The sequence below is a fragment of the Microcoleus sp. FACHB-672 genome (assembly GCF_014695725.1).
In the GTDB taxonomy this organism is placed as follows: domain Bacteria; phylum Cyanobacteriota; class Cyanobacteriia; order Cyanobacteriales; family Oscillatoriaceae; genus FACHB-68.
The window spans coordinates 19,636-37,296 of sequence record NZ_JACJOU010000014.1 but is presented as its reverse complement, the minus strand read 5'-3'; the positions used below and the strand labels follow the sequence as shown (position 1 = coordinate 37,296).

Genomic DNA, 17,661 nt, shown 5'->3' with positions numbered 1-17,661 from the left:
AATTCGGCTAACCGGCAATTCCCCCTCCAAATCGCGTTAAGAAGCGGAATGCTTTAACAATACTGCCGGCACATTCAGTTGGGGACGTGTTATAAAAAGCCCGCCAAGCCGATGCCTTATCCTCATCATATCGATCCGCCTTCTCTGGAAAGCTGTCTAACCAAGCTTGCCGCACCGCATGACCGATTAAAACATCGAGAACGATATATTCTTCGATTTGCAAAGTCGGGTTACGTTCGACAATTGCTGCCAATTCCATCAGGGTCTCAATATTCGCTTGCCGATATTCTGGTGCTTCGATTTTATTTAGTAAATGCTCGACTTTAAGGGCAAAATTCTTTTCCCCAGGTGTCATTTCCGAAAGAATTAATTCGCTATCTAAGCGATTGCGTCGCTCTAATTTATCCCCAATAACCAAGCCTTTGCAGTGCTTCATTAAAATCCAAATTCGTTTGAAAAAGTCTTCGGGAACGCGACCCCGTGAACCGTCCATCTGTCGCTGCCGGTGCCAGTTGCCGGCTGCTAATTGGGTGTCATTATCTGCCGGCATCACCACCCATTCAATTTCTTGCTCTTGCTGTTTAACGTGCAAAGATTCTTGCTGTTGTAATAGCCGGTTCATCCCCTCATATCCAGCCAAAACCTGCCGCAGCCGCATCTTCACTTCAAACGGACTTAATTGCATTAATCGCTCATAAGCTTCATCTTGAGTCACTCTTAATTCTTGCGCCAGTTCGCTTGTCAGCAACAAGATAAAATATCCTACGCGCAGCGTCAGTAACCCATCAAATAATTCAGGTTCCGACTTAATTAAAATTCCCAAGTAAATCAGAATTTCCTGAGTGAGAACGCGATCTCGAATATCTTCTCGACAGAATTGGGAAATTTTATCGATAATTTCCGTGTGCGGCTTTGGACGAGTCATTAAGGAGGCTTCACTGTAAGCTTTACCTACCGCAATTTGTTTCTGTCGCACTAAAATATCTGTGACTGAATCGGATAAACTAATATCAACCTTATTCAACAAGCCGGCAGCCCGACGTACCACCGCCCAAGCGATTTCAGATTGCGAACCTTGACTGGCTTTGGAATACACTTCATTGAGTAAATCTGCCACAGTTACCCGATCATTTGGCCCTCCAAAGCCGGTATCAAAGTCTAATCCTTCTCGGCGATTCAGGGTGTGCAATAACTCAATTTGTTCGTATAAGTTTTCAGATTCGCGCAAACTTTTCAGCAATAAGCTTAAATTGGTCTCCGTTTCTAATGTGAATTCTTGGGTATGGTTTAACGGCCAATTTTTCCCCGGTTGATAGGCTAAATAATAACAGCTTGGCGCTGCATCTTTCACAGGTGATTGGGTAAAATCAAAATTATGTAGAAAATCAATTCTCTCCGTTCCGGCTGTCAGCAAGAGTTGATTTAACTGCCCTAACCTCACCGGCACCCCATTACACTCGCCTCCTTGAAGTTCCTGCATGAGTTCCAGCAGTGCTGTCGTCCCAGATTCCAGCATAGCTTCCGTTAATAATAAAGTCATTAAGGGTCGCCCTAACTGATACCAGTGTCGATAAACATAAGCCAGTTCACTTTTTATTTGAGCCACTAAAAAGTGATAATCTAGGGTAATATAAAACTGCTGTAAATCTAAGAATGCCGGCAGAAAAGCAATCGTTTCTCCTTTAATGCGAAATACTCTTGAAGTTGTCAAACTTCGCAGCCGGCGCACAGGTCTGCCAGTAAGATTAAGTTTATCATTGCGCCCGATTTGAGTGTAAGCGGCTGAAAGTTCTGTGGATTGACGAACCTGAATGGGTCCTACTTGTTTCGGTGTTTGGGTGGCAATCCCATGCGTTGCTAATTTGTCTCGTAACTCGTCATTTTCTGCTAATAAAGCAATTTGCACAATGGGCTGCCGGTATTTTCCTACACATAAATGACGCCCCAAGGGATCGATATCTCCGACTGCAATTAATCCCTCATCTAACAATTGTCCTAACATGAACAAAGACTGCGCCCAAACCAAGGGAAGATTTTCATTCGGCAAGCGCGTTTGGCTCTGAGGATTTTGCCTTTCTGCTTCCACCTTTTCCGCCGGGACATAATACAACTCTGGCAACAGTCGCAATCCTTCCCGTTCCACCAATAAAGATTCTAAACGTTCCTTATATTCCTTGGTTTGCTCCCTATCTCCCCGACATAAGCCATCTAAAAATAGGTAGGTAAAAAATAACGGCCACTCGCTTTCAATATGCTCAAATTGTTTCAATTCCCACGGTTCATAATGCAAGCGTTTCGTATCTTCCAAAACCGTTTGATGCCCATCTCGCAGAAAGCGTTTGCAACCGTATTTTCCCTGAAGCTTGTTAATAATATCCGTGCGCGTGCGATTCATTAAATCAAGGTTTTCTACGGCAAACGCAGGAAAACTAATAATGCTTAACAAAGCTGCATCAATTTCTTTTGACAGTGATTCCCTCGGCAACAACGATTCCAAGGTCATCCGCGCCCGCGCAATTTCATCTGGCAGCACATGAATCACCGATGCTTGAGAACCGCGTACCCCAAAAAGATTTAGACCATTAATCGCTTCCAAGGCGGCTTTTGCCATGCCAATTGAACTAGCATTTAATTCGGGATTGCCAACATTTATTTTGTTGCCCCGTTCCCAAATTCCATAATCGGGCGTCCGGTAAGCTCTGCCAATGTAATAAACTAAATTTTGAATAAAATTAACTTCATCAATACTATAGATGATGTGCAACCCAGAAGCGGTCATTTGAGCCAGCATTAATAAAAAGAGTGAGGTTGCATCTACTTGCAAATGCCCCCACTCTCGATCCCCCACCACAACATCGCCCGTGCCGGTGTTATATTTGGCGTGCAAGCAATCTAAGAGAGATTGTGTTTCTTTAAAACGCTCCACTTTGTCAGATTGCCGCATCATACAAAACAGCAATCCACGCATGAGTTTGACAACGCTGTGTTCGAGTTCAAAACTGCGTCCGGAATAATCATCGATTTTGCGGTAAGCCAGCGCTAATCCCCAAACTGCTAAAATGCTGTAAACGTTATCTCTCACCCAGGCGTCGGTATAGTCGCCATGAGCATTAATTGCTGTGGAAGCCGGCAACAAGCCGGTGATAGGATTCTGACGGGCGACGATCACTGTCGTAATTTGCTGGTAGTAATCATCGAGACGGGCTTGCAGTTGGGTTGCTGTTTTTGACATAGTATTCACCGGCAATTTCCGGACTTTAACGCACTCAGCTTGAACTGATTGATCACTAATTGGGGAACACGCTTACAAGATATTCTCTGGGGCTTTAGCTTTGAGGATTTCTTGTGTGTAAACGTTGTCAGCAAAAAAAGTTGTCGGAGTTTCGGCTAAGGGGTAGCGTTGAATTTTCTCCTAAATCCCTTTCTTGCCTCACCGGCATTGGAACAGATGAAAAACGACTGGCTGCCGGCGCTAGCCCGTTGTTTATCCAAATCTTCATCAAAAGCCGACTCATGCCTTTCTTATCTTTAACTGATTTTGGAGAAAATAGAAATAAGATTAAGAAAAGTTTAATGTTAAAAGCGACTTCTTTAAAGACTTGGCAAAAAAATCTTTTAATCGTTCACTTTGAACAGACATTAAGCATTAATATGCTTAATCAGTGCCGGCAAAAACAATTACAGTCCTCAAAAGTATCCGGTTTAAAGTCAGGAGTAGTGGCAAAGTCGAAGTCGTGCCGGTGAAATCATCAGATGGCTCTATCAAACCAATTGTAAACAAATGGGGTGTAGAGAATGGCACAGAGCAATTGCAAAAAGGCAATTCGCAAGAGAGCAAAGCATCAATAATCGCTGACGCCCCTTGCTAAAAGCCCGTCCTTCGAGATAATAGGTTGATGAGGTGTGGTTGTGAGAGAGTGGATAATGTCAGAAGTGCCAAAACAACTTTCGGTACTAGGACTGCCGGTTCATTTGCTAGATAACTATCCAGACTGGTTGATGTCGCGTTTGCATCAAGGGCTAGGATGTCATGTAGTGACGCTGAATGCGGAAATGACCATCCAGGCAACCGAGAATGCAGCCTTGGCAAATGTGATTCATCAAGCGGAACTCGTGATTCCAGATGGTGCCGGCATTGTGCTTTACTCGCGGCTGAAAGGCCAACCCGTACAGCGCTGTCCGGGAATTGAACTAGCAGATTCTCTGGTGCGACAGGCAGGAGAAATGGGAAATGAGTGTCCCGTGTTTTTCTTTGGCGGTGCACCGGGAGTGGCTGAGACAGCAGCCGAGTTATGGCACCGGCAAGTTCCCGGCTTAAACCTGGTGGGAGTGCAACATGGTTATATGTCCCCAGAGGAACAGCAACAACTGTGTCAAACGCTGCAACAGCTCCAGCCGCGTTTAATTTTAGTCGGTTTAGGCGTGCCGCGTCAGGAATTTTGGATCGCCCAAAACCGGCACCTGTGTCCCCAAGCAACCTGGATCGGCGTCGGTGGCAGCTTCGATATTTGGGCCGCCATCAAAACTCGTGCGCCGGTTTGGATGCAAAATCTTCACTTAGAATGGCTCTATCGGCTCTATCAAGAACCTTGGCGCTGGCGGCGGATGTTAGTTTTACCCGTATTTGCGTGGAGAGCTTTATTAGCAACACGCGAACCCAGAAAGGCGGTTAGCCAAGAAAATTAAGAGAATAATTGCTAATTTTCAATGCTAGAGAAAGTAGGTTGGGTTGAGGCAGAAAACCCAACTTACTTCACAATATTCCTTCACTTAACTCTTAATTCTTCCCGTGCCGCTTGCTGCTGCTGAATTCGCTCAAGGGTGCCGGTGGGAATCGAGGCAATTAGCTGGCGTGTATAAGCCTGTTTCGGTTCGCGGTAAAGTCGCTCAGAAGAGCCAACTTCTTCAATTTTCCCTTTATTCATCACGACAATTCGATCACTCATAAACTTAACCACACTTAAATCGTGAGAAATAAAGATGTAAGTCAGGCCAAACTCACCCTGCAGCTCTTTTAACAAATTCAGCACTTGCGCCTGCACCGACACATCCAGAGCCGAAACCGATTCATCACAAACAATAAACTTAGGGTTTAAAGCCAAAGCGCGAGCGATAGAAATTCTTTGCCGTTGTCCCCCAGAAAATTCATGGGGATAGCGCTTCATTAACCCCGGATTCAAACCCACCCGTTCTAACAAATAGGCAGCGCGTTCCCGCTGCTGCCGAGCATTTTTCTCCGCAGAGTGAATCTTTAACGGTTCCATCACCGCGTCGCCAATATTCATACGCGGGTTGAGAGAACTAAACGGATCTTGGAAAATAATTTGCATTTCCCGACGCAGCCGGCGCAGCGCGTTCCCCTGAAGGCCGGTAATATCTTGCCCTTCAAACATCATCTGACCGCTCATCGGTTCGATCAGCCGCAATAAGGTTCTTGCCAAAGTGGTTTTGCCGCAACCCGACTCACCCACCAAACCAAGCGTTTCACCAGGATAAACATCAAAGGAAACCCCATTCACAGCCATCATATAGCGCTTAGTTTGGCCGAACATCCCCCTGACCGGGAAGCCAACTTGAAGCTCGCGGATGCTGACGAGGGGGGCTTGCTGCTGCAATTTTGCCAGCCGTTGATCCATTTCCGCCTCACTCACCTCCACCGGCACTACCTCAGAATTGGAGGCAATCTCATAGCTAGTGCCCATAACCGGCGCTTCTTCTGTGCCCATATCAAGCAGGGGAGCCGTGTTTGTAAATGGCACCGGCGCACCGCTAGGGGGTACAGGGACGCTACCGGCACGGTTCTGTTCACCCGGTAAGTAGGGAAGCGCTGTCCCAACTCCTCCATTCCCTTGAGTCTTTTCTCGAATCTCAACTTCGCCGCTGCCGGTGGTGACAATTTCCATAAAGTCAGAAACCGTCGGTAGATAACGCAATCGCCTGTTTAACTGGGGCCGGCAAGCCAGCAACCCTTTGGTGTATGGATGCTGCGGGTTCGAGAAAATCTCCAACACTGAACCGTACTCGACAATTTTTCCCCGGTACATCACTGCCACCGAATCAGCAACTTCGGCAATGACGCTCAAATCGTGGGTGATAAACATCATCGTCATCTGCCGCTGATCCCGTAACTCCCGCAGCAGCGCCAAGATAGTCGCTTGTACCGTCACATCCAAAGCAGTCGTGGGTTCATCGGCAATCAGCAAAGTCGGATTGCAGGAAATAGCCATTGCAATCGTTACCCGCTGAATTTGGCCGCCGGACAGTTCGTGGGGATAGCGCTTAAGAATGGCTTGTTTTTGCTCGTTGATGTGCTGCTGAATTTCTCGCTCATCGGAGGTTTGGCGAGTTTCTAGGTAACGCTGGCGCAATTCTTCATCGCTGGGGAGGAGTTTCACTTCTTGCAGCAAGGAAGTAGCTAGACGACGTGCCTGTGCCGGCGAGACATTTTGGTGCAGCCGAATTGCTTCTGTGAGCTGAAATCCGATGTCATACACCGGATTGAGTGCACTCATCGGTTCTTGGAAGATCGTGGCTAGCTGACCCCCTCTGTACTGCTGCATTTTTTCTGCCGGCAACTGTAGCAGATTCACGGGTTCTTGCAGTTCCCCTGCCGGTGTTACTCCCCGAAACCAAATTTCGCCACCAGCAATTTTGCCCGGTGGACTCGGCACTAAACCCATGACGGCGAGGGACGTCACGGATTTGCCTGAACCCGATTCGCCCACAATCCCTAGGGTTTGGCCTCGCTTGACCTCAAAGGAAATGCCGTCAACGGCTTTGAGCAGTTTCTCGTCGGTTTGAAACAGGACTTGCAGGTTGCGAACATCTAAAACGGTTTCGGTCATGTCATGGAGCTTCAGCACAGAGGTTAACTGGATTTTAACAGCGTCTCCAGTTTTGATTCCTTCAATTTATACCTTTTTGAATTTTTGATGGGCAGATGCCGGCGGAAAGCTGAGATTGTTGCCTCTTGGCGAGTGCCGGCATCCTCCGAATTTTTGCCCATTTGCATTAAATATTGTTGCAAAGGCCACATCTGCCGGCACTCTCATTGCGATGGAGAACCCTAGAGTCGGGCGAACTACTCAGGCCAAATGATTACACCCTGAACATTTTCTCAGATCCTAGGCCGGCATCGTCAATTCCCCAGTATTTGCCATACAGTTTAGATAGCATCTATTTATCACTGACTTTATGCGATGTCCTGGTTATTATTCGTTATTTGCGTTTTCTCATTTACACCCTTGACAAATAACGAATAATAGAGAAGAAAGGACGATATGCTATCAAAAAAATAGCAATTATACAGTAACTTTTACTTAAATTAAAGAGTAAAATTACTTAAGGTTTTCCTTGTCAATTATTTATTTCTATTATGACGAAATCAACGCCCGACACCCTAGAAATTGCCAAACAAGAAAATGCCCAAGCGCTTGCAACCTTGATGAACCGTTGGCTGAAACCTAGAGGGATGACTGCAACAGCGACGAGAGAAGAGAATTGCTTGCACGTAATCTTTGAGGCAAATCAAATCCCCAACTTAAAAGTTTTGATAACTTTTATTCGCAAAGTTATTCTAAATTTAGGAGTGGTTGCGATTAAGACTGTAAAGATTTCTGTATATTTGCCAGGAGAAACTTCACCCGTATGTTACGAAGAAATTGCACTGAAGCCACAGGCCAAGTTGCCCCTAGATAGGGATGGGAGCATCACACCGGCAGCCGGTTGGGAAATCGCTGAGCCAACAACGAATAAGATAGATCAATCAGTGGGTGCTTTAGCAAAATTGCAACCTCCCAGTTGGTTAGATACAAAGCGAGAGAAAATGCTGGTGATCTTGCCAGTTTTTATCGTTGCCGGTGCAGTTTTATTGCTTAACTTCAAGCGAGAACCGTCTTTGCCTACCCAATCTGTGCCGGCACCGACAACCGCGTCGCCATCGGCGAATTTCCTACAGCAAGCTGTTAACCAAGCCACCCGCGCCTCCAACCAAGCTCAAACCGCTAAAACGCGACAAGACTGGAAAGCAATCGCCACTCAGTGGCAGGAAGCACTGAGGTTGATGCAAGCAGTGCCGGTGTCTGATCCCAAACACGAGTTAGCCCAGCAAAAAGTAAAGGAGTATCAGCGCAAGTTAGAATATGCCCAGCAAAAAGCAAAGACTAGCCCCTAAGCTTGAGGTTAGTTCGCCCCTAAGCACGGCTACCCCTGCATTCAGCTCTCAGGCGTATGTAACACGCACACCGCAAGCAAGCAAAGCAGCCGTTAAATAGAGGGTATTCTGATTGGTAAGAACACTCACCCACTTCTGTGCGCCTACCCTTGCGATCTATGTCATCATCAAAATCTAACCCCCTCGAACTTGCTAAACAGGGCGATCCGAACGCCATCGCCGCCCTGCTCAACCGCACCCTTCAACCCAAAGGCATCACCGCCTCAGCTGAGCAGGAAGATGGTTTTTTACAAATCATTCTGAAGGCGGCTCAAGTGCCCAATCAACAAGCCGTTGTTACCTTCATCCATCAGGGAATGACGAAGTTGGAGAGCGAAGCGATACACACGGTCAGAATTGATGGGTATCAGAACGGACAAGATACTCCAGCTTGGAGCGACGAATTTGGCCTAGAAACGGCTGCTCTATTCCACTCAGACGTGATGCCGCCTATTGAGGAGACTCAATCTTACGAGGATGAGGATCTGCACTCACCCGGAATTGATGATGAGTATCCTGAGTCAGCAGGAATTGACGATATCAATGGTTACGAAGTTGAGGAGGATGGGGAAGAAGCAGAAGAAGCCCCACCGGCTAAGGGTAAGCGTCCCATCAATAAAGGGCTGCTGCTTGGAGGCATTGGGGCGCTTGCTGCCCTTGCTGCAGTTGCGGCAATTGTAGTGCTCAAGCCGCCTATCCCCGGTTTACCGTCTGGAAATGACGCTGAAGAGGCTTCAGCGCCAGCCGACCCTCAGACAGCCCCAGCAAAGCCGGCAGCACCGGCAGCACCGGCAGCAACAGGGAATAAACCGGCAACTCCCGTGCCGGCAGCGACAGCAAACAAGCCAGTAACTCCCGTGCCGGCAGCAACACCGAACAAGCCGACAACTCCAACTCCCGCGCCGGCAGCTCAGTCTGATCCCTGGCGTGAGGGGGTTAACAACGCCACAAAGGCAGCAAATTTGGCTCAAACCGCTAGCACTCAGGCAGAGTGGGATGCCGTCGCGGCTCAGTGGCAGCAAGCAATTGAGCTGATGAAAAAGGTGCCCCAGTCCAGCCCTAATTATCAAGCGGCTCAAGATAGGGTGGTTAGCTATCAGTCCAACCTTAACTACGCTCAGCAAAATGCAGCGAATAGCTACTGAGTGTTAAGCGGTTTCGCGCCTCTTTCCCTCCAGGCGCGAACCGTCTGAAATCAGCACTTTTGACATCAGGGGTTATCACGACAAGAGGCTGGAGCGATTTCAGGTAAGATCAAAGGCGAAAAACTCTGGTTTGAGGGAGAGATTCAGCTTGCCTACACTTGGCGTCAACATTGACCATATTGCCACGATCCGGCAGGCGCGGCGGACGGTTGAGCCAGATCCGGTTGCCGCAGCGGTGCTGGCAGAACTTGCCGGCGCTGATGGCATCACCGTGCATTTGCGAGAAGATCGGCGGCATATTCAAGACCGAGATGTGCGCTTGCTGCGGCAGACGGTTCGCACCCATTTGAATTTAGAGATGGCAGCGACATCGGAAATGGTGGCCATCGCACTCGATATTCAACCCGACTACGTCACCCTCGTACCGGAACGCCGAGAAGAAGTGACCACTGAGGGAGGGCTGGATATTAACGGCCAAATGCACCGCCTCGGTGAGATTGTAGGGACTTTGCAAGGGGCGGGAATTCCGGTTAGCTTGTTTATTGACGCCGATCCCGTTCAGATAGCAGCATCGGCGATTGTGAAGGCGAAGTTTATTGAACTGCACACGGGTCGCTATGCTGAAGCAGCAGATGAAGTGAGCCGGCAGAAAGAATTAGCGGTGTTAGCCCAAGGCTGCGAACAAGCACTCGCTGCCGGCTTGCGAGTGAATGCCGGCCACGGTTTGACCTACTGGAACGTTTATCCCATTGCCGGCATTGAAGGCATGGAAGAGCTCAACATTGGTCATACAATTATCAGTCGAGCTGTTTTAGTGGGTATGGAGCGAGCCGTCCGCGAGATGAAGCAAGCCATGCGAGGAGAATTTTAAATCTCTGAATTTTGAATGTATTCAGAATTTAAAATGTCAACTCAAACAGCCACATCTGACAACAATTGGAATAATTTGAGATGCAAACTTACTACTTCATTCTGGCCAGCCAGCGCTTTTTGTTAGAGGAAGAACCCTTTGAAGAAGTTCTCCAAGAGCGTCACCGTCACTACAAAGAACTGGAAAAAGAAATTGATTTTTGGCTAGTCAAAGAGCCGGCATTTTTAGAAGCGCCGGCGATGGCACCCGTTAAAGCCAAATGTCCACAGCCGGCAGTTGCGGTCATTTCTACTAATCCCCAGTTCATTACCTGGTTAAAATTGCGCCTGGAATTTGTACATACCGGCGAATTTCAAGCACCTTCAGAGGCGATCCCAGAACCCTTGGCATCCCTAACGCCGGCATCTTAAGCAACGTCAGGAGGGAGGCTGCGGTGTCTTTTGTAAGAACACTGTTGGGCATGGGGCATGGGGGATTGGGCATGGGGCATGGGCACTCCCACTCCTCCACTCCTCCACTCCCCCACTCCCCCACTCAGAACTTCAGCACTCAGCACTCCCTCATAGATATTCTCTAAAGGGCAAGGGAACAATTAATAGGCCGGCCCTGCTAAGCAAGAGATGGCAGCGCCGAGAGTGGAACCCACTATTACCTGAACAGGAGTGTGCCCTAGCAATTCCTTCAGGCGGTTTTCGTTAAACTTGGGGTGTTCTTGAAACAGCTCATCAATAATTTGATTGAGGATGCGTGCCTGCTTGCCGGCAGCTAAGCGCACGCCTGCTGCATCGTACATGACGATAATCGCAAAAATTGCCGCAAGGGCAAACTCAGGTGTTTCCCATCCCACAGACTGCCCGACACTGGTAGCTAGGGCAGTCACCAGCGCAGAATGAGCGCTAGGCATTCCGCCGGTGGTTACCAAGACGCGCAGATTTACCTTGCCATGTGTGACTAATTCAAAGATCACCTTTAATATTTGAGCGATCAGACACGCGGTGAGTGCAACCGCCAGCACCTGGTTGTCGAGAATACGGCCAAAGTCCTGCATAAGAGTAAAGAATGAAGAATGAAGAATGAAGAATGAAGAATGAAAAATTAAATTGCTTTTTTCTCAATTCTTAATTTTTCATTCTCGCTTAATGATTGCGATTGGTAATGAAATCTGCGATCGCCTGAAGCGGTTGAGCCTTTGGCCCAAAGCTTGCAAGTTCTGCCTTCGCGGCTTCTACGAGTTGGCGGGCTTGACGTTCAGATTCTTCTAGTCCCCAAAGGCTGGGATAAGTTGCTTTTTGGGCTTGCAAGTCTTTACCGGCAGTTTTGCCCAGTGCTTCTTGGGTGGCGGTGATATCCAGAATGTCATCGACAATCTGAAATGCCAAGCCAATATTCTGGGCGTAGCGAGACAACCGTTGCAAATCTTCAGCCGGCGATCCGGCCAAAATCGCCCCACAAACCACACAAGATTCTAGTAGCGCACCCGTTTTGTGGGTATGGATAAAGTTGAGGGTTTCCAAAGAAATATCCGGCTTGCCCTCAGATTCGAGATCCACCACTTGCCCCCCGACCAATCCAGCCGCCCCAACTGCATTGCCCAGTTTAGCAATCACCTGTAAGACTCTTTCGGCGGGAACGCCTTGAGTTTGGCCGGCAATGAATTCAAAGGCATAAGCCAGTAAGCCATCTCCTGCCAAAATCGCGATATCTTCGCCGTATACCTTGTGATTGGTCAGTTTGCCCCGCCGGTAATCGTCATTATCCATTGCCGGCAAGTCATCATGAATCAACGACATGGTGTGGATCATTTCCAAGGCGCAGGCGGTCGGCATGGCCATTTCCAGGGTGCCGCCGGTTAGTTCACACGTCGCTAGACATAAAATCGGACGTAGGCGCTTGCCCCCAGCTAAGACGGAGTAGCGCATAGCCTCATAAATTTTTTCAGGATAAGTGAGGGGGATGGCACGGTCAAGCGCCGCTTCCACCTGAACTTGTCGCCCTGCTAAATAGGCCGATAAGTCAAAGGTCGATTCCTCTTCCTGCTGAGGCGAATGAATGTTCTTTATTGATACCATCCCGATCACCTTTGTGCTTTTGGATACCACTGCTGAATTCAGCCTCTCATCATTCTACGTGGCTTGGGGATGCCCGAATTTTGGATTTTAAATTTTGGAGTTGAGATTACTCTAAAATCTAAACTTCTCCACCCTGGCTGTAGCTGAAAACGGTGTTGCACAATAGCATTGCCACTGTCATCGGGCCAACCCCACCCGGCACCGGCGTGAGAAACTGCGCTACGGTTTGAACCGATTCAAAGTGGACATCTCCCACTAAGCGACTTTTGCCGGCACCATCGCTGACGCTGTTGATCCCCACATCCACAACCACCGCCCCAGGTTTAACCATTTCTGCTGTAATCATTTCCGAGCGGCCTGTTGCCGCGACTAGAATATCAGCGCTGCGAGTCATTGCGGCTAAGTCTGGCGTTCGTGAATGGGCAATCGTAACTGTGGCATTTGCCTCTAACAGCATCAGCGCCATCGGTTTACCTACCAAAATGCTGCGTCCGATAATCACCGCGTGTTTGCCGGCTGGGTCAATGTCATATTCTTCCAGCAGTCGCATCACCCCTGCCGGTGTGCAACTGCGTAAACCGGCTTCTCCCCGCACCAGTCGCCCCATATTAGTCGGGTGGAGTCCGTCGGCATCTTTTTTGGGATCAATTTTATTCAGTGCCGCCACAGCGTCCAGATGTGCCGGTAGTGGTAATTGCACGAGAATTCCATCCACGCGCTCATCTTGATTGAGCTGTTCAATTAATTCTTCTAATTCTGTCTGGGTGGTTTGTGCCGGCAAATGTTTGCCTAAAGAAGCAATGCCGGTTTTCTCACAAGCACGCTCTTTATTGCGGACATACGCCGCACTCGCGGGATTATCTCCCACCATGACTACGGCTAGTCCCGGCGGGCGTTCCCGTTTAGCTTGCAGGGTTTGGATGCGATCTCGCAGTTCGGCTTGGATTTTCTGGGCGAGCGCTTTACCATCTAATATCTGAGCAGTTTTGGCATCCATCGCGGTTCAAACAGCGTCTACATCTGCGGTGCGTTTCCGCTTTACCAGTTTCGCAGATTTAGTTACTTTTTGAGACTTTTTATAAACGTAATATTAATTTTTGCCGGTTGCCCTTTCTTGGGATTGAGGGAAGAGGGATTGAAAAGAGAGGGGGAGTCGAGGAGAGAGGGAGGAAGGGAGAGAAATTAATTGCAATTATTTTTTAATTAAAGAATGGTGAAGGAACTGCGTCCTCATTGAGAGCGTGAAAAACTTTTGTAAATGCTTTTCTCTGCCTATCCCTTATCTTTCATAGAATTGACTGTCATAAATTTTAAATGAGTGAAAACTCCTTAACAAGCGTCAAAAAGTCTTCTGTCGGTTGCCGGCTCTACCTTATCAGCCTTCTTGATCAATTTCCTTGATGTTTTCAGGCAAGGATGGCAATATTTGAAGATTATAGACTGCCGGCACACGCTGGGCATTCCCCAGTTTGGCGCCGTATAAAACATTAAGTGGAGAGTGGATTGAACGTGGGAACTGCAATGATGACGGCAAAGCAACAGGGATGGCAGCTTGGAACCCTCACACTGCTGCTAGGGGGGTTGATCAGTTGCGGGCAGCTAGCCAAAATTGGTGCGAATGTTAATATCACCAACATCCGCGATCTCCAGCAAAATCGGACAGCTTACTCGACAGTTTACCTAAAAGGACGCGTAGAAAATCAAGCTCCCTTCTTAGGCACCGGCGCTTATGAAGTGCGAGATGCTACCGGCAGTATTTGGGTGATTACCACAAAAGCTTTACCCAATAAAGGAGATGAAGTTTTGATTAAAGGTGAAGTTCAGTATAAAAGCATTCCGGTAGGCGGACAAGATTTAGGAGAAGTTTATCTAACGGAAGTTGAGAAACTGTAGCGCCCCCGCCTGAAAATCATCAGAGGGATGCTACTAGGGCTAGGGAGAAAAAGCGGTTAGGTTAGAATTTGCTTGAATTTGAAGTTTTCGGTTGGGTTATTTGTGATAATTAACCTTGAAAAATTTAAGGAAAAAACCAGTAATTATGGGTGATGAACTCGTTCATGTGGCAATTGCAATTTTATATCGAGATAACAAGTTTCTTCTGCAACTGCGAGATAATATTCCGGGAATTGCTTATCCAGGGTATTGGGGATTTTTTGGGGGACATATCGAAGCCGGCGAAAAGCCAGAAGATGCTCTAAGGCGGGAACTACTCGAAGAAATCACTTACACTGCATCGGTAGTTTCAGAATTTGGCTTGTATTCAGATGCTAAAGCAATCCGCCATGTCTATCATGGCCCTTTAACGGTAGATTTAAACGAGTTGGTACTTAATGAAGGGTGGGATATGGGACTACTGACTCCTGAAGAAATCAGGGCGGGTGAACGTTATTCAGAACGTGCCGGCCAAGTGCGGCCATTAGGGCAAATCCACCAGAAAATTTTATTAGATTTCATGGTCGGCGCAGAGAAATAAAACTTAAAATAGAAGAACTCAGCGTTAATTTTTATTTTCTGGGTTCCTTTGCGTTTTTAACCGCTACTTTTAACCGCTTTTACAAACTCAGGAGCTAATAAATTAGAAAAGTCGGGTACTCGGTTAATTTGATTTTGCTGTTTCAAAAACTCTGTCATGTTTTGCATCGTTTTCAGCAAGTACCGCTTACTGGCAGGGTTTCCCAGCATTTCTAAATTCATCTGAAGATCTGGCAACTGCAACAATTTTAAGTTTTCATCTAACTCGGCAGAGGTAATATCAAGGTATTTGGCTGCAATTTCCAATCCTTCCTGTCGGTTTGTCTTCAAAAACTCCAAACCTTGAAAAATGCCTTGCACAAATGCACCTACTGCTTCCGGGTGGCTTTCAATAAACTTTGTCTCGAAGACATAAAGATCAACAATGGCACTTGGCATTTGGGAAGAATCATAAATCACTCTGCCATCTTTTTGCGTGTTCTTGGCTTTATCTAAATAAGGCGAATAAGTTACAGCAATATCAATTTCGCCGGCTTCATAAGCGGTTGCTGCCGCAGATGGGGTCATCGCCACTAGGGTAATATCGGCAGCACTTAATCCAAATTCGTTAAGCACTTGCAGCAAGAAATAGTGGCTGACACTGCCTTGATCTACAGCAATTTGTTTGCCTTTAAAATCTTTAATATCTGCTATGCTATTTCGCGCTAAAATGCCATCAGCTCCAACCGAAATATCTTCCACTAAAACAACTCGAAAATTGACGCCATTTGCAGCCAACAGCATAGCCTCCGATGTCACCGGCGCAAGCCCCCGAAGGTTTCCTGCTGCAAAAGATGCCAGAGAATCGGCACTAGCGCTGAAGTCTTTAATTTCTAAATTGATGTCTAGTTCTTTGAAGAAACCTTTCTGCTGAGCGATGTAAAACGGTGTCAGTCCCACCCAAGTCACGATTCCGATTGAAGTGGAAAGGGTATTTTCTGGGGGCGTTGGGGTGACTGTCGTGCAAGCGTGGAGGGCACCGGCACCAGCAGCACCAACGAGAAACCAAAGCGCTTGCCGGCGCGTACAACTCATTGAATCTCCCACTCGGTTCATCGCTTTGCTCGCGCCTCGCACACCGAACAAAAGTATAGCATTCTCACTAAATTGGGTTTAAAAGCCTTAAAATCGCCGACATTCCATTGTCTGTGAACGTCGCTTGAAATCTCTATCAAGACTTCTTCCTGAATTTTGTTGTTATCTTCTTCATCACCATAAAAAAGATTGAACGGGCCTCGCAGTGATAACGATCACCCGAAAACAGCGCTTTGCATCCTTCGCGAGGGGCCAAATTATCACGCCGGCGAATCATCCCTATCACCAGACTCTTCTGCAAAAAGCCTGATAGTTAACTTTATTAAATATTCGATATCAGGGAACAATGAAGCTTTATTTCCAGGATGCGACGACTGACCTCACACACCTGCAAGCCTTACTAGACTTGTCTTGTGAGCTGTTTTGCTTGTGGGGATCGCAACCCTACTGGCAACCACTTAATTGTGCTTGGGAACGAGTGTTGGGTTGGACAGCAGATGAAGTGAGGGCGCAACCTTGGATAGAATTCGTGCATCCAGAGGATGTTTCAACCAGTTTGGCGACGATGGAAAGCTGTGAGGGAGAAACGGTGAGGGAGTTTGAGCAGCGATGCCGGCACAGAGATGGCAGCTACAGGTGGCTGGCTTGGCGCGTTTTATTTATTAACGAAAACAACGCCTGTGCGGTGGCGCAGGATATCACCGAGCAACGGCAGAGCAAACAGCCGGAGCAAATGCTTTCAGAACTTACCTTAGAGTGTGTGTTTTCCACAAAAATGACTTCAGATAACCAAGAGATGGCAAAAAACGATGCCTTCTATTCAGCGCGGTGGCAGGAAATCCTGGGGTATGAGGACGCGGTTAAAAAGCACCTCGACGCGTGCGCGACTCTGGTGCATCCTGAAGATCAGGCTAGAGAGTTGGGGTTTGTTCCGATTCGACAGGGCAGCAGGGATGCACCAGAGTGGGGCAACACAACCGGGGAATTCTTTCCGGCTTCTTATGTTTGGGGATTGCCGCTCGCTGATCACAGTCGCGCCTCCCGGCAGTGGCAACCGTTGGAAACTGAGTTGATGGCATCTTTAGGAAACCAGTTAGCAATCGCAACTCAGCAAGCAGAACTGTATCAACAGATGGCGCTGGCGAATCAGGAACTTCAGCGTTTGGCATCGTGTGATTGTTTGACGCAAATTGCCAATCGCCGCCGGCTGGATGAGTATTTGAAGCAGGCGTGGGGCAAATGTGCCGGTGAACAAATGCCTTTATCCCTGCTGCTGTGCGATGTTGACTTTTTTAAAGTTTACAACGACACTTACGGACACCAAGCGGGAGATGAGTGTCTTAAACAAGTGGCGGCTGCAATTAGTCAGGTTCTCAAGCATCCAGTAGATTTAGTTGCTCGCTATGGGGGTGAAGAATTTGCTGTGGTTTTGCCAGGAACTGATTTAGAGGAAGCGATGGGTGTGGCGGAAGCGATTTTAGAGGCTGTCAAGGCGCTGGCAATTCCCCAAGCGGGATCTGCGGTGAGGGATTGTGTTACGCTCAGTGCCGGTGTTGCAACTGTGGTGCCGGCACCCAATGGGAGTGTGGCTGATTTGATTGCTACGGCGGATCGGGCGCTGTATCAAGCCAAAACGAGGGGACGTGATCGCTGCTTTGCCGATGCCGGTGAAGATGGCGCACGGTAAGTCAGAATGCCCGAAAGCCTTTTTGACACGTCTAAAATTGCTTACAAAAATGCTTGGCTTGCTTTCTCAGCTATCCTTGTTAAAATTTACAGCAATCACGTTTATGGAGAGCCGGTGAATCTATCTTAGAT

17 protein-coding genes are annotated in these 17,661 nt (G+C 47.8%); 11 read left to right on the top strand and 6 right to left on the bottom strand.

Annotated elements, in window-relative coordinates; all coding sequences use genetic code 11:
• Positions 1-7: 7 nt before the first annotated feature.
• On the bottom strand, positions 8-3,232 hold the full coding sequence (locus H6F56_RS09590) for a glycoside hydrolase family 15 protein (RefSeq protein WP_190667243.1): 3,225 nt from the start codon (positions 3,230-3,232) through the stop codon (positions 8-10).
• A gap of 430 nt (positions 3,233-3,662) precedes the next feature.
• Here H6F56_RS09590 and H6F56_RS09585 point away from each other — a divergent pair, with 430 nt between their 5' ends.
• Entirely contained in the window at positions 3,663-3,869 is a 207-nt protein-coding gene (locus H6F56_RS09585) for a hypothetical protein (protein WP_190667241.1), read from the top strand.
• A gap of 55 nt (positions 3,870-3,924) precedes the next feature.
• Positions 3,925-4,686: a WecB/TagA/CpsF family glycosyltransferase gene (locus H6F56_RS09580; protein ID WP_190667239.1), complete on the top strand. Its 762-nt coding sequence runs from the start codon at positions 3,925-3,927 to the stop codon at positions 4,684-4,686.
• Positions 4,687-4,766: 80 nt separating this feature from the next.
• Here the strand turns inward: H6F56_RS09580 and H6F56_RS09575 are convergent, their stop codons facing one another.
• Entirely contained in the window at positions 4,767-6,845 is a 2,079-nt protein-coding gene (locus H6F56_RS09575) for an ABC transporter ATP-binding protein (protein WP_190667237.1), read from the bottom strand.
• A gap of 176 nt (positions 6,846-7,021) precedes the next feature.
• Between H6F56_RS09575 and H6F56_RS26005 the strand changes: the two genes are divergently transcribed.
• From H6F56_RS26005 to H6F56_RS09550, 6 genes are all read left to right on the top strand, one after another.
• A complete protein-coding gene (locus tag H6F56_RS26005) occupies positions 7,022-7,255 on the top strand; it encodes a hypothetical protein (RefSeq protein ID WP_206753394.1) in 234 nt (77 codons plus the stop codon).
• Positions 7,256-7,375: 120 nt separating this feature from the next.
• Positions 7,376-8,173 (top strand): hypothetical protein, encoded by a 798-nt coding sequence (locus H6F56_RS09570; RefSeq protein ID WP_190667235.1) that lies wholly within the window; start codon positions 7,376-7,378, stop codon positions 8,171-8,173.
• A 158-nt stretch (positions 8,174-8,331) separates the two neighbouring features.
• A complete protein-coding gene (locus tag H6F56_RS09565) occupies positions 8,332-9,357 on the top strand; it encodes a hypothetical protein (RefSeq protein WP_190667233.1) in 1,026 nt (341 codons plus the stop codon).
• Between the two features lie 148 nt (positions 9,358-9,505).
• Positions 9,506-10,228 (top strand): pyridoxine 5'-phosphate synthase, encoded by a 723-nt coding sequence (locus tag H6F56_RS09560; RefSeq protein WP_190667231.1) that lies wholly within the window; start codon positions 9,506-9,508, stop codon positions 10,226-10,228.
• An 80-nt stretch (positions 10,229-10,308) separates the two neighbouring features.
• Positions 10,309-10,638: an MgPME-cyclase complex family protein gene (locus tag H6F56_RS09555; protein ID WP_190667229.1), complete on the top strand. Its 330-nt coding sequence runs from the start codon at positions 10,309-10,311 to the stop codon at positions 10,636-10,638.
• A gap of 23 nt (positions 10,639-10,661) precedes the next feature.
• Positions 10,662-10,805, top strand: coding sequence for a hypothetical protein (locus H6F56_RS09550; RefSeq protein ID WP_190667227.1), 144 nt, complete (start codon positions 10,662-10,664; stop codon positions 10,803-10,805).
• Positions 10,806-10,820: 15 nt separating this feature from the next.
• On the opposite strand, the gene H6F56_RS09545 is transcribed toward H6F56_RS09550, so the two are convergent.
• From H6F56_RS09545 to folD, 3 genes are all read right to left on the bottom strand, one after another.
• Positions 10,821-11,276: a divergent PAP2 family protein gene (locus H6F56_RS09545; protein ID WP_190667225.1), complete on the bottom strand. Its 456-nt coding sequence runs from the start codon at positions 11,274-11,276 to the stop codon at positions 10,821-10,823.
• Between the two features lie 88 nt (positions 11,277-11,364).
• Entirely contained in the window at positions 11,365-12,297 is a 933-nt protein-coding gene (gene crtE, locus H6F56_RS09540) for a geranylgeranyl diphosphate synthase CrtE (RefSeq protein WP_190667223.1), read from the bottom strand.
• A gap of 118 nt (positions 12,298-12,415) precedes the next feature.
• Positions 12,416-13,294 (bottom strand): bifunctional methylenetetrahydrofolate dehydrogenase/methenyltetrahydrofolate cyclohydrolase FolD, encoded by an 879-nt coding sequence (gene folD / locus H6F56_RS09535; RefSeq protein ID WP_190667220.1) that lies wholly within the window; start codon positions 13,292-13,294, stop codon positions 12,416-12,418.
• A 512-nt stretch (positions 13,295-13,806) separates the two neighbouring features.
• Between folD and H6F56_RS09530 the strand changes: the two genes are divergently transcribed.
• Positions 13,807-14,190: a hypothetical protein gene (locus H6F56_RS09530; RefSeq protein WP_309236487.1), complete on the top strand. Its 384-nt coding sequence runs from the start codon at positions 13,807-13,809 to the stop codon at positions 14,188-14,190.
• A gap of 145 nt (positions 14,191-14,335) precedes the next feature.
• On the top strand, positions 14,336-14,770 hold the full coding sequence (locus H6F56_RS09525) for an NUDIX hydrolase (RefSeq protein ID WP_190667217.1): 435 nt from the start codon (positions 14,336-14,338) through the stop codon (positions 14,768-14,770).
• Positions 14,771-14,826: 56 nt separating this feature from the next.
• Here H6F56_RS09525 and H6F56_RS09520 read toward each other — a convergent pair whose 3' ends face one another.
• Complete coding sequence (locus H6F56_RS09520; protein ID WP_190667215.1) at positions 14,827-15,864, bottom strand: ABC transporter substrate-binding protein; 1,038 nt, start codon at positions 15,862-15,864, stop codon at positions 14,827-14,829.
• Between the two features lie 325 nt (positions 15,865-16,189).
• Between H6F56_RS09520 and H6F56_RS09515 the strand changes: the two genes are divergently transcribed.
• Positions 16,190-17,530, top strand: a complete 1,341-nt coding sequence (locus H6F56_RS09515; RefSeq protein ID WP_190667212.1) for a diguanylate cyclase domain-containing protein — start codon at positions 16,190-16,192, stop codon at positions 17,528-17,530.
• Positions 17,531-17,661: the final 131 nt, after the last annotated feature.

Coding starts and splice junctions, on each gene's coding strand:
- H6F56_RS09590 (WP_190667243.1), bottom strand. CDS start 3,232: ATGTCAAAAACAGCAACCCAACTGCAAGCCCGTCTCGATGATTACTAC.
- H6F56_RS09580 (WP_190667239.1), top strand. CDS start 3,925: ATGTCAGAAGTGCCAAAACAACTTTCGGTACTAGGACTGCCGGTTCAT.
- H6F56_RS09575 (WP_190667237.1), bottom strand. CDS start 6,845: ATGACCGAAACCGTTTTAGATGTTCGCAACCTGCAAGTCCTGTTTCAA.
- H6F56_RS09570 (WP_190667235.1), top strand. CDS start 7,376: ATGACGAAATCAACGCCCGACACCCTAGAAATTGCCAAACAAGAAAAT.
- H6F56_RS09565 (WP_190667233.1), top strand. CDS start 8,332: ATGTCATCATCAAAATCTAACCCCCTCGAACTTGCTAAACAGGGCGAT.
- H6F56_RS09555 (WP_190667229.1), top strand. CDS start 10,309: ATGCAAACTTACTACTTCATTCTGGCCAGCCAGCGCTTTTTGTTAGAG.
- H6F56_RS09545 (WP_190667225.1), bottom strand. CDS start 11,276: ATGCAGGACTTTGGCCGTATTCTCGACAACCAGGTGCTGGCGGTTGCA.
- crtE (WP_190667223.1), bottom strand. CDS start 12,297: ATGGTATCAATAAAGAACATTCATTCGCCTCAGCAGGAAGAGGAATCG.
- folD (WP_190667220.1), bottom strand. CDS start 13,294: ATGGATGCCAAAACTGCTCAGATATTAGATGGTAAAGCGCTCGCCCAG.
- H6F56_RS09525 (WP_190667217.1), top strand. CDS start 14,336: ATGGGTGATGAACTCGTTCATGTGGCAATTGCAATTTTATATCGAGAT.
- H6F56_RS09520 (WP_190667215.1), bottom strand. CDS start 15,864: ATGAACCGAGTGGGAGATTCAATGAGTTGTACGCGCCGGCAAGCGCTT.
- H6F56_RS09515 (WP_190667212.1), top strand. CDS start 16,190: ATGAAGCTTTATTTCCAGGATGCGACGACTGACCTCACACACCTGCAA.